Here is a 13361-nt window from a genome sequence, read left to right on the forward strand (position 1 = left end):
CGAGCCGAGGTTGCGCCACACTGGGGCCACTCACAACAGCGCGTTGTCGGTCTGCCAGATCTGGTGGCCTGGTTATTTGCAGTCTCATCCAAATGATCGATGCAGTGCAACCGCCCCCACGGCTGTCCGACAGAGAGCTGGAAAAAGTAGCGTTTGGCCACTGCGCCCGAGCCTTTGTCAGCCGCGCGGGCGCAGTGAAAACAGGTTAGGTGAGCAGGACGCGGGTCAGACGTTGACCCTGCTGTGCCTGTCGACCTGGCGTTGCACCATCGGGGCAAAGTGCCAGAAGTCCGGCGTCTCCATATCGGGGCGTTTGCCTGCCTCATCAAGGTAGCGGACCGCAATAATCGTATCCAGATTTGGGTTCTTCTCGAACACGGCAACTTCATCCGGGCTCATCGCGCCGCCCTGAAGGTTCAGAGAATGAATCGAGGCCTCGGACAGTCGCCTGAAATACTCTGGCCGGGTCGCACAAAGATAGCGCTTTGCGGCAACGTGGTATCGGCAACAATCGGTGATCACCCTCGGAAAGAACTGCTCAAGCACCTCGGCGCCAGCGTGCTCGTGGTGCCGGTCCTCGGTGTCGTCCATGGTGAAGGTGCCGAACTCGCTGGTAAAATGGCCGATGTCATGCAGCAGGGCCGCGACAATGATCTCTTCGGACTGGCCGTTCTGCTCTGCGATGGTCGCGCCTTGCAGCATGTGCTCGCCCATCGTCACCGGTTCGCCGAGGTATTCTTCGCCGCCGCGCCGATCAAAGATCGACCCGATGAAGTCTACGATCGTTTTGTGGTTCAACATTTCGATATCCGGTTTCATTCCGCAGCCTCCAGGGCTGTCGAACGCACCATTGCGTCATGGGTTGACCGCAGCCCGTCCATATCGGCGTAGCAGCCCTGCAACCAACGGGTGCCCTCGCCCGAGTATCCCTTGCGTGCGTGCAGGACACGGGTGTTGTCGATGACAAAGGCCTCGCCGGGGTTCAGTCGGAACGTCACTTCCATTGCCGTGTCATCGATGATCTCGCCCAGCCTGCGATAGGCCGCATAGTAGTCTGCCATCAGGTCGAAGGGCACATCGGTGATCGCGGCGCAGGACCGGTTGTTGAAGCGGATCCCGATCAGTGCACCGTCCGGTGCAAGTTCGATCATCGGACGACGGGAGGTCAGGCAAACGCCGTCTTCGCCCGCGTATTCAAAGCGCGCACAATGGTTGGCCAGCAGGTCGAAACCTTCAGGATCTTCAGCCCGCAAACGCAGCGCGGCGGCAAATCCATCGACAACCATGTTCTCCCCACCTGCAGCCGAGCTTTCAAGACAATGCAGCACCTGCACTGTTGGCACCGGATCGCGGTACGGGTTGTCGGTATGGGCTTGCAGACCCAAACCAGTGAAGGCGAGGTTCGAGGGATTGACCTCTGTGCGGACTTCGAAATGCCTACCATAGTTGGTTTCGCGCACATGGCCGAACAGGCCCACGATGTCGAACAGCGTGCCGGGGGTGGCGGGCGCGTTTACCACCTTGGCAAAGCCATAGCGCATGATTTGGCCAAGCCAGTCCTGCAGAGCGCGCCCCCCCTGTGCAAGCGCAGCAAAATCTCCGCAAGGCACGTCTGCCATGAGATCCGCATCCCAGGTCTCGACCCCGTCTTCCAGCCATCCACGTTGAGCGGGTGCTGTCTGATCGTATGCATGCGCTTCGAGCCAGGCAAGATCGAACGAGACGCGCTTACCCTCGGGGGCAAAACGCACATCCAGCGTACCGGGTTGGGAGATTTCCGCCGCCTCAATGCGGGTTTCCGCGGGGATGTCCCGAAGAGCAATCAACCGCTGGCCGTTGCCCTGCGCCCGCGTCTCATGGTCTTGTGCGTTGTCCCGCAGCCATACTGCATGGAAGCGCAGCGGCCCTGAAGACATCTGAAGAGTTAAAAATGCTCCAGTTGGATCGACTGTGACGGTCGGCATGCTTGTGCCCCTTTGAAAATGTCTGTTGCGCTTGAACCTCGCGCAGACCTCGCATAAACACAAATTAAGAAAAACAAGTATGAGACATGGTTTTGCTTATGCATGGAAATCGGCTTCCACCGCTTGAATGGATACGTGCATTCGAAGCAGCGGCCCGGCTTGGCAGTTTCACCGCAGCCGCAAGCGAGGTTGGCCTGACGCAGGCGGCAGTCAGCCAGCGGATCGGTCAACTGGAGAAGCATCTTGGCATCAGACTGTTCAACCGCAAAGCACGCACGATCGCGCTGACAGTCGAAGGCGAGGCATGGCTTCCGCATGTTCGCCATGCGCTCGACGGTTTGCGCGACAGCACCGAAGCGATCTTTGGCGCAGGACACAAACGGCTGACAATATCGGCGAGCCAGTCGGTGATCGAGTTGTGGCTGATGTCTCGGTTGGGGCAGTTGCAGGCCTTGACAGGGGCTGAGCTTTCGATCCGTACGCTGGTTCTGGGCGCCCATGATGCACCACTCGACGACGTGATCAGCATTCGCTACGGAACGGGAGATTGGCCGCATCCTTACAAGGCCCGCCTTTACGCCGAAGAACTGGCCCCGGTCGCGGCTCCTTCGCTTGCAAAGCGCGCGGACCCCTGGACCATTTTGCCGCGGATTGCCTGCGCAGGGGCCCGCCCGGGCTGGCCTGCCTGGGCAGCCGCCTTCGGCACTCCGACGACCCCAGTGCCACATCTGCGCTTTGACACCCAACTCACGGCGTTGACCGCGGCAAAGGCAGGGCTGGGAGTGGCTCTCGCATCGCTTCCCCTTTGTGCCGATGCGCTGATGGAAGGGACGCTTGTACGTCTTGACGCGCGATCGCTTGCCCATCACGAAAGCTACTGGCTGCTCGCCGGGCCAAAGGCCGTATCCCGCCAGACCTGGACGACAATCGCCGAAAGCATCTGACAGTGAGAAGAATACCGTCTTAGGACCAGGATCCATTCGTTCTGAGCCTAGATTATTGGCGCTGATATTGCCAAAACCGCACTTCTTTCGTTTTGCAGAAATGTCTTTTATTCCGGAGGCGCACCTGCTTGTGTATTTCTGCTTTGTTCAATTCAGTTGCGACAAAAATTCCTCGGCAATCGTCAAATGGTAGTCCTTGTTTTCACGCTTCATCCGCTCTGCTGTGCGGCACATCATCGCCCAACGCGGGTTCTTTGCGAGCGCATCTGAATGCTTCAAAATGAAACGCCAATACAATCCGTCCCAGACCTCCGTCCAAGGCCCTTTGTCCCAGTGGCTCATTTTCCGGATGTAGTTTGAGCCGGAGAAGTAAGGCTTGGTGGTGATCAACCCGCCATCGGCGTGCTGGCTCATGGCATATACATTGGGAACCATGACCCAATCGTAGCTGTCCACGAACATCTCCGTGAACCAACGATAAACGTCGTCCGGGTCAATCTCGCAAAGAAACATGAAGCCGCCCAGCACCATCAGCCGCTCGATATGGTGGCAATAACCGGTCGCGAGCACGCGCCGGATCGTGTCGTCTAGCGGGGCAATGCCGGTTGTGCCGTCGTAGAAGGACTTGGGCATGGGGCGGCGGTGTCCCCAGTGGTTGGTTTGCCGCATGGGGACACCGAGCTCATCGTAGGTGGCACGGATAAATTCGCGCCAACCGATGATTTGACGGAGAAAACCTTCCAGCGAATTCAGAGGGATATCCCTGCGCTTTGCATAGGCAAGCGTGCTGTCCAGCACCTGGCGCGGGGTTAGCAGCCCGATATTCAGCACAGGGGTTAGAATGGCATGCCAAAGCCAGCTTTCACCTTCGACAATCGCATCCTCAAAATCGCCGAACCGATCAAGCCGCCGCTCGAGGAACTGATCGAACCAAGCGGCGGCAGCCGCGTGCGAGGTCGGATAGTAGAGCTTTTCCAAACGGCCTATCGCCTTCGGGAATTCGGCAAGAACGCTTGCTTTTGCGGCCTCATCGATGGCGTCAGGGGCGGGCCAATCAATCCAGGGCAGGCTTGCCAGCAGTGCCTTTGGCACCTTCTTGCGGTTGTCCTGGTCAAAGCTCCACTTTCCGCCTAGGGGTTGGTCATCCTCCATCAAAACATCCAGGCGGCGACGCTGGCGTTTATAGAAATCTGCCATGAACCAGCGCTTACGGCCCTGCGACCATTCAATATTGTCGCCCCGGCTGTTCAGAAAGCCAGGAGAGGGCAGGATATCAAGTGCGATGCCTGTGTCCTTTGCAGCCGCATGAAGGCGACGCTCGGCAATGAAATCAACCGGGTCAGCCATGACCACTTCGGTGATCTCTTGCTCCCTTAGGCTTTGGAAAAGCCGCAGGCACGCCCCCTTTTGCCCGTCATATGGAAAGATCTCAGCATCCATCCCTTGTTTCACCAGCGCCTGGTGATAGCGCGCCATACCGGCCCGATGCAGCCAAAGCTTTTGACGGTGCATCCTGGCCGGATATTGTGGGTCGCCAAAAAAGAGCGGGTCTTCGAAAAGAACCACATGTTTTACAGGGGGAAGCAGGGCCGGATGGTCAGCAAATAGCTGATTTGGCAGCAGGATGGCGGCTTTAGTCATGAGGATGCCCTGCAGCGTTTGGAGCAATATTTCACCTCGTTCCAGACCTTCGCCCATTTCTTGCGCCAGACAAAGGGGCGGCTACAGGCGGGGCAGATCTTCTGAGGCAAATCCGATTTCTTTTGGTGTTTCACGACGTCTCTCCAAAAGGCAGGCTCAATTGGTCAGAGCGTTTCGGTGCAGGTGCCTTACGCCTGGAACGGTTCTTTCGGCTAGCATGTTTGATCACGATCGCCTCGGCCTGCGCGCGAAACTCCGGGCGGCGCCGAACCTCCCAGATCTTTTCACGCGCGGCTTTTGCGGCTGCCATATGATCAAAAATTCGTTCGGGATAATCGTGACCGATCACCTCTGCCGCGTTATCTGCCGCCCATGGTTCATGGAGATACTGATCGGGAATCTGCGCCAGTTCCGGCAGCCAGGTGCGAATGAAAGTGCCCGTGGGATCCTGATCAAATCCCTGCTTCACCGGGTTATAAATTCGGACAGTATTGATGCCCGTGGTGCCTGATTGCATCTGCACTTGGCTCCAGTGAATGCCCGGTTCGTAATCGGTGAACATCCGCGCCAGATGCAGCCCCGGTGCACGCCAGTCGAGCCAAAGGTGATAGGAAGCCACCGCCATGAGCATTGCGCGCATGCGGAAATTCAGCCAGCCCGTGGCTTGCAGCGACCGCATGCAGGCATCCAGAAATGGGTAGCCGGTTTCCCCTTTTTTCCAAGCCTCTAGCCGTGCGACGTCGGGCGTTCTGGGGCGCAGATCGTCATACAGCCGGTGGAGATTTTCGAACTCAACCCGCGGCTCGTCTTCAAGCTTTTGAATGAAATGGCAATGCCAGTGCAATCTTCCTGAAAAGGACCGCAACGACTTCCGCCAGGTTTTGTTGGCGGGGGGCAAGGCGCGCCGCCGTGCCTCATTGGCCTGCGTCACTTCACGCATCGAAACCGCGCCCCAGGCCAGATACGGAGAAAGCCGTGAACAGGCGGAGACGCCATCAACCGGGCTGGACATGGCGCGCTGATATTGCTCACCCCGTTGTTGAAGAAAGCTCTCCAACCGCTCTTGCCCAGCCCGTCGCCCCCCGGTCTGCCGCCCCGGACAGTGATCTGATCCAAGACCCAGATCCCGGGCCGAGGGTATCGGCCCCGGCACACTCTCTACTGGGGCGAGATGCGGCGCAGACGCACAGGGCTGGGCCATCAGTCGATCCCAACGCGTCGCCCAACCGTCGCGAGACTGAAGCCGCCGCCAAACACCATGGTTCTGCAGTTCATGCCAAGGCACCCCTTTGTCGCGACACCAGGCCGCGACCTGTTGATCCCGCCGAAAGGTCCAGCCATTGCCAGTTTCCTCATGCGACCAGAGCGCCGAGAGCGCTCCTTGGCGCGTCAATCCTTCCAAAATGTCAACGACCGCCCCCTGACGCACAACCAGCGGCTGGCCAAGCCGCCCAAGCTCTTCGCGCAGTTCTGCTAGCGTTTCCGCGATAAAGCCCCAGTGCCGAGGCGATGCATCAGGCTGCTGCCAAAGATCGGGCTCAACAACATAGAGCGGTAGAACCGGCCCGGCTCGTGCCGCACGGGCCAAGGCAGCATGATCCACCACACGCAGATCTCGCTTGAACCAAACAACTTGCATGAGCCATCCACCTCTCGCTGTCAATCTTACCGATTACGTCAGTCAGCCTGGATCAGATCACCATGGTATCGCTATGAATAATGGATGTAGCCACAATTTCTGTTTGGCGGTCATTCAAGCGTTGTGCAGCACTGATCAATTTCGGCTCCTAGCGGATCTCTGACACCTTTGGGATGGAAACCCAGCGCGTTTGTGGGGCCAATAGCGGCTCAGAGGCTGAGCCGACGACGCGGCCATTCGTCCAGACTAACCCAAGGTCTGCAAACCTGGCTTGATCCGTTTTTGTCGACGTTTTCCAGCAAGATCGACGAGTCGTCTAAAGGTTGGGCACTCCATATGCGACGGAGCCGGGCAGTCGGCAACATGGCGAAGGGTATCGCGTAGCGCGGTGAGCTCTGCAATCTGCCGATCCAGTTCATCTGCACGGTCGTGCAGATCCTTTCTTGGCAGGTCGGGCTTTCCGCCTGGACCGAACATTGCCGAGATGTCCTCAAGCGAGAAACCCGCCGCCTTCCCCATCGCGATCAGCGCAAGCTGCAAAAGCACATCGGGTTCGAACTGCCGTCTTAGCCCGTGTCGAGCCACCGAAGATATCAGACCAATCTCTTCGTAATAACGCAGTGCCGATGCCGGGATGCCGGCCTGACGCGACACCTCGCCGATATCGATCAGTTTCATGATTGACCTCAAGTTGGCTTGAATTCGTAAGGTGACCGTTCACATCGATTCTCGCAAGTGGAGTACACAGATGCAGACCCTCAAACCATCGGCACCCAAGGCTGCGCAGCGCGGGGGGATGCTGTGTCTTTCGCTGTCCATGGTGCTGGCCTCGCTGGGAACCAGCATCGCCAATATCGCACTCCCGACGCTGGCGGTGGCCTTCGACGTGTCATTTCAATGGGTGCAATGGGTTGTGATCGCCTATCTGGTGTCGATCACCCTTTTTGTTGTGATCGCAGGACGTCTCGGGGACGTTTTTGGTCGGCAACGGATGCTCGCTGTTGGTCTGGTTTTATTCGCTCTGGCATCCACGCTTTGCGGCCTGGCATCCAGCCTGTGGATGCTGGTCGCGGCACGGGCGCTTCAGGGGATCGGTGCCACATTTATGATGACGCTCGCCATCGCTCTTGTGCGAGAGACAGTCGAGACCGAGCGTGTCGGGCGGGCCATGGGATGGCTCGGCACGATGTCGGCCATTGGAACGGCGCTTGGCCCGTCTCTCGGCGGCGTGCTTATCGGCTGGGTCGGATGGCATGCGATCTTCCTTGTTCTGGTTCCGGTTGGTCTGTTGGCGGCCGGATTGGCTTTGCGGCTCCTGCCAGCGGTCGCGCCGATCGGGACAACGCAGCGATTGAATTTGTCCGCTCTTGGTGAAGCTGGCGTAGTTGCTGGCCTAACGGCAAACTTTCTGGTGGCGAATGTGATGATGGCTACGTTGGTGGTCGGGCCGTTCTACCTCGCCGTCGCGCTTGGCCTGCAGGAGGCGATCGTCGGTCTCGTGATGTCGGTCGGGCCGGTCCTGTCGATCTGCACTGGCGTGCCGTCGGGTCGATTGGTCGACAGCTGGGGCGGCCAGCGGGTTCTGACGCTCGGGCTGGGAACCCTTGCCGCCGGAGCTTTTTCGCTATCGGTGTTGCCCGCGACATTCGGTGTCGTGGGCTACATCGCGGCAATCGCGATCCTGACGCCGGGATACCAGATGTTTCAATCCGCCAACAACGTGATGGTGATGGCAGACGTGTCCGCGGACCAGCGCGGCGCGGTGTCGGGCCTGCTCGGACTGTCGCGCAACATCGGTCTCATATCCGGGGCGTCCGTCATGGGAGCCGTCTTCTCAGCCGGCGTGGGAAGCACCGCTATTGAGGAAGCCGCCGAAGCTGCGATTGTCGACGGCTTGCGGATCACGTTCATGCTCGGCGGATTGTCGATCCTGATCGCGCTGTGGCTCACACGCCGTCTAGCCTCGGTTCACGTCTGACAGCAGCCCCCTGCTGGAGCGCCGCGTCAAAGCCGCTGCTCATTTCCGCCGCACTATTGGTCAAACCGGGATCAAAACCGCCGTTTGCGGTGTCAGCACACCGACACGGTGCTGGGGCCGTAGGTCAAGGGCGCAGAGCCGGACAAACCAGAAATGCGCTGCGGCTGCGACAAAATGATAAATGTGGGCGCAGGACTTTATCACCAACTAAATTTCAAAGTGATCAAGTTTTTGAAACTATCCAGCACTGCCTTTCGTGGTTCAGGTCAGAGCGCATCCAGTAAGGTGCGTAACATGTCCAATTTGAAAGGAAATACGATGAAAACTCGAGCTCTTGTGACATCCTTGATTGCCCTTGCGACCGGTCCGGCATTTGCCGCAGGTCACGCAGCTGTTTCGGGTTATGCCTTGGCCAATGACGGCGCGACGCTGGTTGTGATGAGCGATGTGAACGCCCCCGGAGAGGTGATGACCTACAGCCTTGCCTCTCCGTTGAGCGCGATTGCATGGCGTCCCGTGACCGGAGAGTTGCTTGGCTTTTCCGATGGAATGATCGCGGTGATCGACCCGATGTCGGGCGAAATGACCGATCTGGGCGCGTCGTTCATGGACGGTGCCATGATCGGCGACGGAAAAATGGTGGCGTTTGACTTCAACAACAAGATCGACGCCGTTCGCGCCGTGACATCGGCCGGCGACAACCTGGTCTATTTTCCCGAAGGCTTCGGTGACAATGATGAGCGCGCAGGTTCTGTTCGCCGCTTTACCGACCTCGCCTACTCTGACGGGGACGCCATGGCAGATAAAACACCGATGATCTTTGCCAATGCCTACACAAACGCGATCAATGGCGAGACAGCGGACGCGACATTCCAATATGCGCTTGATGCCGAAACCGACACGCTGGTCAGCTTGGCAAACAACGCAGGCACCCTGAAAACCATCGGCAAGATCACCGTTGACGGTGCCGCTGTCGACCTCGCCCCGATGGGTGGCTTCGACATCGTCTCGTCCAAGGAAGGCGAGAACATGGCACTTGCAATCCTGCAAATGGAAGGCGCTGGATCAGCTGGCCTTTACGAGATTGACCTCGAAACAGGGGCCTCCACGATGAAGGCCGATCTGAAAATGGGTGGCATTACGGGCTTCGCGACGTCGCTCGGCAAGTAATTCGTCGCGATGGGTAAATGAGTTCCTTCATACCAGTGCAGGATGGTCCCGGTGGCAAGAGATTGCTGTTCGGGACCATTTCTGTCAGGAAGACAAGACGAAGTTATTTGAGCTGCTCAAAACACCTATGACAGACCGCAAGAACATCGAAGAGTTTATTGGCAGGGTCGCGCTTGGTGACCGGGCTGCACTGGCCGCGCTTTATGATGCCACAAGCGGGAAACTATTCAGTGTCTGTTTACGTGTCTTGAAGAACCGCTCAGAAGCCGAGGACGCACTACAGGACGTGTATCTGCGGATTTGGGCCAAGGCTGACCGCTATGCGGTGACGGGTCACTCTCCGATGACATGGCTCATAACCGTTGCGCGAAATCTGGCCATAGACCGGCTGCGTGCGAAAAAGAGCGATCATGTGGACCTCGACAGTGTTGGTGAGCTTGTCGAAAAGCGTCCAGGGCCTGAGGCTGCAAGTATAGCAGCCTCTGAACAACGTCGCATCAGTGCCTGTTTCGCGGAACTACCGCCAGACCGTGCCGATGCTGTCCGCTCCGCCTATCTCGACGGGGCGACGTACCAAACGCTTGCGGACCGTTTTGACGTGCCGCTGAATACGATGCGCACCTGGCTGCGCCGCAGCCTGCAATCTTTGAAGGAGTGCCTTTCACGATGAGCGACCTTCAGGACATACCGGAAGACGAGGCCCTGGCTGCTGAATACGTCTTGCGCCTGCTGGACGCGGACGCAGAGCAGGCCTTTGCAGCGCGGCTTCAGACCCACCCGGATCTTCGCGCGCATGTGCAGTTCTGGGAGGCAGAGTTGGCAACCATGGCCATGGAGCTGCCGGAAGACACCCCATCGCCTTCGGTCAGGGCAAAGCTTGTCGCCGAATTGGGCGGCGAGGCCGCGCGCCCGCGCCGTGGATGGGCCTGGGGTCGTGGATGGGCCTGGAACTGGTTGGCTTTCCCCGCAATGGCCGCCGTTGCCCTGGCCGCATTCCTCGTCTTCAGCCCGATGCTGCGCGGCCCGGCTTTTGATCCCACGCATCATGCGACGCTGATCTCGCAAGACGGCGGCCTGCATATCGAGGCAGGCTACGCCCCGGACGGCAATCTGTTCAAAGTCATCCCGGAACAGGGCAGGCCCGCGACAGGCCGCGATTTTGAGCTTTGGGTCATCGGCGCAAACGCACCAGCGCCGGTGTCCCTGGGCGTGATCCCTGCGGATCGCGAAAGCCTGTTCGAAATCACGCCCGAGATTGCCGCCTTGATCGACGGCGGAACTCTGGCGGTCTCGGATGAACCGGCAGGCGGATCACCGACCGGCGCGCCGACAGGAGCCATTCTCGCGCTCGACGAATTCTTTGATGCAGATTTATTTCGCGCCGGCTGAAACTGTTTCCGGCCGGGCGCCGTGGTTCCCTCATAGCCGCAGGAAATTGCGGACAATCATGAGAGGAAATAAGCATGAAAATCGTATCCAAAATCGCTACAGCCGCAGCAGCGCTGACCATTGCAACCGCAGCCTATGCCGAAAACCCGATGGTTGGCGGCGCCGCCATGTTCGAGACTAAAAACATCGTGGAAAACGCGGTCAATTCAGCCGACCACACGACACTTGTTGCCGCTGTTAAAGCTGCCGGCTTGGTCGAAACGCTGCAAAGCCCTGGGCCTTTCACAGTCTTTGCACCCGTAAACGACGCCTTTGCGGCCTTGCCTGCGGGAACGGTCGAAACGCTCTTGATGCCTGAAAACAAAGATATGCTGGTCAAAGTTCTGACCGCGCATGTGGTGGCCGGTGATTGGTCCGCCGCAGAGATCGCTCGTCAGGCGCGTGCCTCATCCGACGGCTTTTATCACTTCAATACCGTGTCAGGTGACGCCCTGTCTGCCCAGGTCAAGGGCAACAATGTCTACATCCTCGACGAAAGCGGCAATGCAAGCATGGTAACAATCGCTGACGTCAACCAGTCGAATGGCGTGATCCACGTCGTCAATTCCGTTCTGGTTCCAAAATAAATCGAGCAGGCGAGCGGATGGGAGGGCCTCCACAGGGCTCTCCTATCCGCGCAATTATTCAAAAGGTGATGTTATGAACCGTCGAGCATTCCTGTTGACCACTGGCGCGGCCATGCTTGCACAGCCGCTGACCGCTGAGACCTGCGACTTTGAGATTTGCCGCAGCGAAGCCCAGTGGCGCGCCCGTTTGAGCGACGACGAATACCTCGTATTGCGCGAGGAAGAGACCGAGCAACCCTACACCAGCCCCTTGAATGAAGAGACGCGCCCCGGCACCTACCGATGCCGCGGATGCGACCTGCCTGTCTATGGCGCAGAGGCCAAGTATGACAGCGAAACCGGCTGGCCGAGTTTTTTTGAAAGCCTCCCGAATGCGGTTAGGACAAAAGAGGACCGAAGGTTCATCTTTCAGGTCCGGACCGAAGTACATTGCCGTCGCTGCGGCGGCCATCTGGGTCATATTTTTGATGATGGGCCAGAGCCGACCGGCAAACGCCATTGCTTAAATGGGCTCAGCTTGTCATTCGCTCCTGCCGGATGAGCGGACGGCTTGAATGGGCCTTTGGGCGATACCTCTTGGCGTTCCTGTTTCTTGCCGGAGCGGCGCAGAAAACAATTGATCCCGCCCCGGCAAGAATGCTTTTGGCCGGATATGGGATGCCCGAATGGCTCGTCTGGCCCGCCCTTGCATTTAACGCTCTGGCTGCGGGCCTTCTAATTGTAGGCAAGTTCCTGAAACCTCTTGGGCGCACACTCGCCATGTACTGCCTTCTCACCAGCGTCTTTCACTTGGTGCCGGATGACCCATGGCAGATGTCGATCTTGGTCAAGAACTGGGCTTTGGCGGGCGGGTGTCTGATCTTGTCGGCGTCTTCAGACCAATGGTTATAAACCTCGCGCCAAACGGGCTGTTTCTTGGCCCCCATGCCATGCCTCGTTTGAGACTGCGACCAAACCCGTTCACCGCTCAAAACAGGTATTGAGAGTGCATGGGCTCATATTGGGCCTTCAGCGGTCCTCGCCAATTACGCCCCCTTTGAAGAGCGCAACGCCAGGGTGGAGCCTGCGAGAACAATCAAGGCAATTCCCAGCATTTGCCAAAGGTTGAGCACCTGACCAAAGACCACCCAGGCGATGGCCGGGCCGACCAGCAGCACTGAGTATTCAAACACGGCGACAAAAGACGCCTCGCCCAGCTGATAGGCCTTGGTGATCAGAAACACCCCAGCCACGGCGGCAAAGCCCTGCAGCAAGATAAAATGCGACATCTCCCAAAGCGGCCAGTCCCACCCCCGGGTGACAAACCCATCTGCGCCCTGCCCCACGGGCAGCGGCCAGATCTCGACTGCGACCAATAAGCCTGCCCCGATCAGCCCCTGGGCCAAAAGGTAGATGAACAGCATCGCAACGGTGCTTTCCTCTTTGCACATGGTGCCGGTGACGATCGACCCCAGCGCGTAGAAAAACCCGCCTGCAACCGGCAGCAGGATCAGCCAGTCGAAGGCCGCAACATCGGGCTGCAACACAAAGAGCACTCCGACAAATCCGCCAATCACCGCTGCAATCCGCACCATGCCGATGCGCAACCGCATAAACAGCACCGAAACCACCACGATGATGATCGGCGAGGTAAACAGACCTGCCAGCGCCTGCGCTATCGGCATCAAGGCCACCGCAGAGAAATAGAAAACCATCGCCAAAGCCACCAACAGAGCCCGCAACCCCACTGCGCCAAAGCGACGCGGCATCATGCTGCCAAAACCCATCTTCGACAGCACCCAGAGAATTGGCAGCGCCACCAGCGTGCGCAGCAGGTAGAACTGCCCCAGCCCCATGGTTTCTGCCATCAGAGGCACGACATTATCAGTGACGCCAATAATCGCCATCGCCGCCAACATGGCCTGCGCCGCCGTTGTTTGATGTCCTGCATGGGATGGAAGGGCTGCAATCTGTTTCATAGCTCTTCCAATGCCTGCAACTTTGCTCATTATCTGTTCTCAAACCGACATA

At 58.5% G+C, this 13361-nt stretch carries 15 protein-coding genes; 8 read left to right on the forward strand and 7 right to left on the reverse strand.

The window, feature by feature from the left end:
* Positions 1-225 precede the first annotated feature (225 nt).
* Together QZ268_RS01875 and QZ268_RS01880 are read right to left on the reverse strand one after the other, a co-directional pair.
* Positions 226-819 carry an HD domain-containing protein gene (locus QZ268_RS01875; RefSeq protein WP_295447232.1) on the reverse strand — a complete coding sequence of 198 codons (594 nt, stop codon included), beginning with the start codon at positions 817-819 and terminating at the stop codon, positions 226-228.
* Positions 816-1964: a TauD/TfdA family dioxygenase gene (locus QZ268_RS01880; protein WP_295447234.1), complete on the reverse strand. Its 1149-nt coding sequence runs from the start codon at positions 1962-1964 to the stop codon at positions 816-818. The genes QZ268_RS01875 and QZ268_RS01880 overlap by 4 nt, the downstream gene beginning before the upstream one ends.
* Before the next feature lie 86 nt (positions 1965-2050).
* Between QZ268_RS01880 and QZ268_RS01885 the strand changes: the two genes are divergently transcribed.
* The gene (locus QZ268_RS01885; RefSeq protein ID WP_295447236.1) at positions 2051-2908 is read left to right on the forward strand and encodes a LysR family transcriptional regulator; all 858 of its coding nucleotides are present in this window, start codon (positions 2051-2053) and stop codon (positions 2906-2908) included.
* A gap of 147 nt (positions 2909-3055) precedes the next feature.
* Here QZ268_RS01885 and QZ268_RS01890 read toward each other — a convergent pair whose 3' ends face one another.
* From QZ268_RS01890 to QZ268_RS01905, 4 genes are all read right to left on the reverse strand, one after another.
* A complete protein-coding gene (locus tag QZ268_RS01890) occupies positions 3056-4606 on the reverse strand; it encodes a cryptochrome/photolyase family protein (RefSeq protein ID WP_295447238.1) in 1551 nt (516 codons plus the stop codon).
* Entirely contained in the window at positions 4546-4683 is a 138-nt protein-coding gene (locus QZ268_RS01895) for a DUF2256 domain-containing protein (RefSeq protein WP_295447240.1), read from the reverse strand. Before QZ268_RS01895 ends, QZ268_RS01890 begins: the two co-directional genes overlap by 61 nt.
* Entirely contained in the window at positions 4680-6188 is a 1509-nt protein-coding gene (locus tag QZ268_RS01900; RefSeq protein WP_295447242.1) for a deoxyribodipyrimidine photo-lyase, read from the reverse strand. The genes QZ268_RS01895 and QZ268_RS01900 overlap by 4 nt, the downstream gene beginning before the upstream one ends.
* Positions 6189-6434: 246 nt before the next feature.
* Positions 6435-6866: a helix-turn-helix domain-containing protein gene (locus tag QZ268_RS01905; RefSeq protein WP_295447244.1), complete on the reverse strand. Its 432-nt coding sequence runs from the start codon at positions 6864-6866 to the stop codon at positions 6435-6437.
* 70 nt (positions 6867-6936) lie between these two features.
* On the opposite strand from QZ268_RS01905, the gene QZ268_RS01910 reads away from it, so the two are divergent.
* From QZ268_RS01910 to QZ268_RS01940, 7 genes are all read left to right on the forward strand, one after another.
* Positions 6937-8166 carry an MFS transporter gene (locus QZ268_RS01910; RefSeq protein WP_295447246.1) on the forward strand — a complete coding sequence of 410 codons (1230 nt, stop codon included), beginning with the start codon at positions 6937-6939 and terminating at the stop codon, positions 8164-8166.
* Between the two features lie 294 nt (positions 8167-8460).
* Positions 8461-9336, forward strand: coding sequence for a DUF4394 domain-containing protein (locus tag QZ268_RS01915; protein ID WP_295447248.1), 876 nt, complete (start codon positions 8461-8463; stop codon positions 9334-9336).
* A gap of 127 nt (positions 9337-9463) precedes the next feature.
* The gene (locus tag QZ268_RS01920; RefSeq protein ID WP_295447250.1) at positions 9464-10006 is read left to right on the forward strand and encodes a sigma-70 family RNA polymerase sigma factor; all 543 of its coding nucleotides are present in this window, start codon (positions 9464-9466) and stop codon (positions 10004-10006) included.
* A complete protein-coding gene (locus tag QZ268_RS01925) occupies positions 10003-10725 on the forward strand; it encodes an anti-sigma factor (RefSeq protein WP_295447252.1) in 723 nt (240 codons plus the stop codon). The genes QZ268_RS01920 and QZ268_RS01925 overlap by 4 nt, the downstream gene beginning before the upstream one ends.
* 74 nt (positions 10726-10799) lie before the next feature.
* A complete protein-coding gene (locus tag QZ268_RS01930; protein ID WP_295447254.1) occupies positions 10800-11351 on the forward strand; it encodes a fasciclin domain-containing protein in 552 nt (183 codons plus the stop codon).
* A 73-nt stretch (positions 11352-11424) separates the two neighbouring features.
* Positions 11425-11892: a peptide-methionine (R)-S-oxide reductase MsrB gene (gene msrB, locus QZ268_RS01935; RefSeq protein ID WP_295447255.1), complete on the forward strand. Its 468-nt coding sequence runs from the start codon at positions 11425-11427 to the stop codon at positions 11890-11892.
* 35 nt (positions 11893-11927) lie between these two features.
* Positions 11928-12242, forward strand: a complete 315-nt coding sequence (locus QZ268_RS01940) for a DoxX protein (protein WP_349376149.1) — start codon at positions 11928-11930, stop codon at positions 12240-12242.
* 134 nt (positions 12243-12376) lie between these two features.
* On the opposite strand, the gene QZ268_RS01945 is transcribed toward QZ268_RS01940, so the two are convergent.
* Positions 12377-13309, reverse strand: coding sequence for a DMT family transporter (locus QZ268_RS01945; RefSeq protein ID WP_295447259.1), 933 nt, complete (start codon positions 13307-13309; stop codon positions 12377-12379).
* Positions 13310-13361 lie beyond the last annotated feature (52 nt).

Source organism: uncultured Pseudophaeobacter sp. (assembly GCA_905479575.1).
Lineage (GTDB): Bacteria > Pseudomonadota > Alphaproteobacteria > Rhodobacterales > Rhodobacteraceae > Pseudophaeobacter.

What these genes read in the sequence shown, in the direction of transcription:
- QZ268_RS01875 (WP_295447232.1), bottom strand. Translation starts at nt 819, where the DNA reads ATGAAACCGGATATCGAAATGTTGAACCACAAAACGATCGTAGACTTC.
- QZ268_RS01880 (WP_295447234.1), bottom strand. Translation starts at nt 1,964, where the DNA reads ATGCCGACCGTCACAGTCGATCCAACTGGAGCATTTTTAACTCTTCAG.
- QZ268_RS01885 (WP_295447236.1), top strand. Translation starts at nt 2,051, where the DNA reads ATGGTTTTGCTTATGCATGGAAATCGGCTTCCACCGCTTGAATGGATA.
- QZ268_RS01890 (WP_295447238.1), bottom strand. Translation starts at nt 4,606, where the DNA reads ATGGGCGAAGGTCTGGAACGAGGTGAAATATTGCTCCAAACGCTGCAG.
- QZ268_RS01900 (WP_295447242.1), bottom strand. Translation starts at nt 6,188, where the DNA reads ATGCAAGTTGTTTGGTTCAAGCGAGATCTGCGTGTGGTGGATCATGCT.
- QZ268_RS01905 (WP_295447244.1), bottom strand. Translation starts at nt 6,866, where the DNA reads ATGAAACTGATCGATATCGGCGAGGTGTCGCGTCAGGCCGGCATCCCG.
- QZ268_RS01910 (WP_295447246.1), top strand. Translation starts at nt 6,937, where the DNA reads ATGCAGACCCTCAAACCATCGGCACCCAAGGCTGCGCAGCGCGGGGGG.
- QZ268_RS01915 (WP_295447248.1), top strand. Translation starts at nt 8,461, where the DNA reads ATGTCCAATTTGAAAGGAAATACGATGAAAACTCGAGCTCTTGTGACA.
- QZ268_RS01920 (WP_295447250.1), top strand. Translation starts at nt 9,464, where the DNA reads ATGACAGACCGCAAGAACATCGAAGAGTTTATTGGCAGGGTCGCGCTT.
- QZ268_RS01925 (WP_295447252.1), top strand. Translation starts at nt 10,003, where the DNA reads ATGAGCGACCTTCAGGACATACCGGAAGACGAGGCCCTGGCTGCTGAA.
- QZ268_RS01930 (WP_295447254.1), top strand. Translation starts at nt 10,800, where the DNA reads ATGAAAATCGTATCCAAAATCGCTACAGCCGCAGCAGCGCTGACCATT.
- msrB (WP_295447255.1), top strand. Translation starts at nt 11,425, where the DNA reads ATGAACCGTCGAGCATTCCTGTTGACCACTGGCGCGGCCATGCTTGCA.
- QZ268_RS01945 (WP_295447259.1), bottom strand. Translation starts at nt 13,309, where the DNA reads ATGAAACAGATTGCAGCCCTTCCATCCCATGCAGGACATCAAACAACG.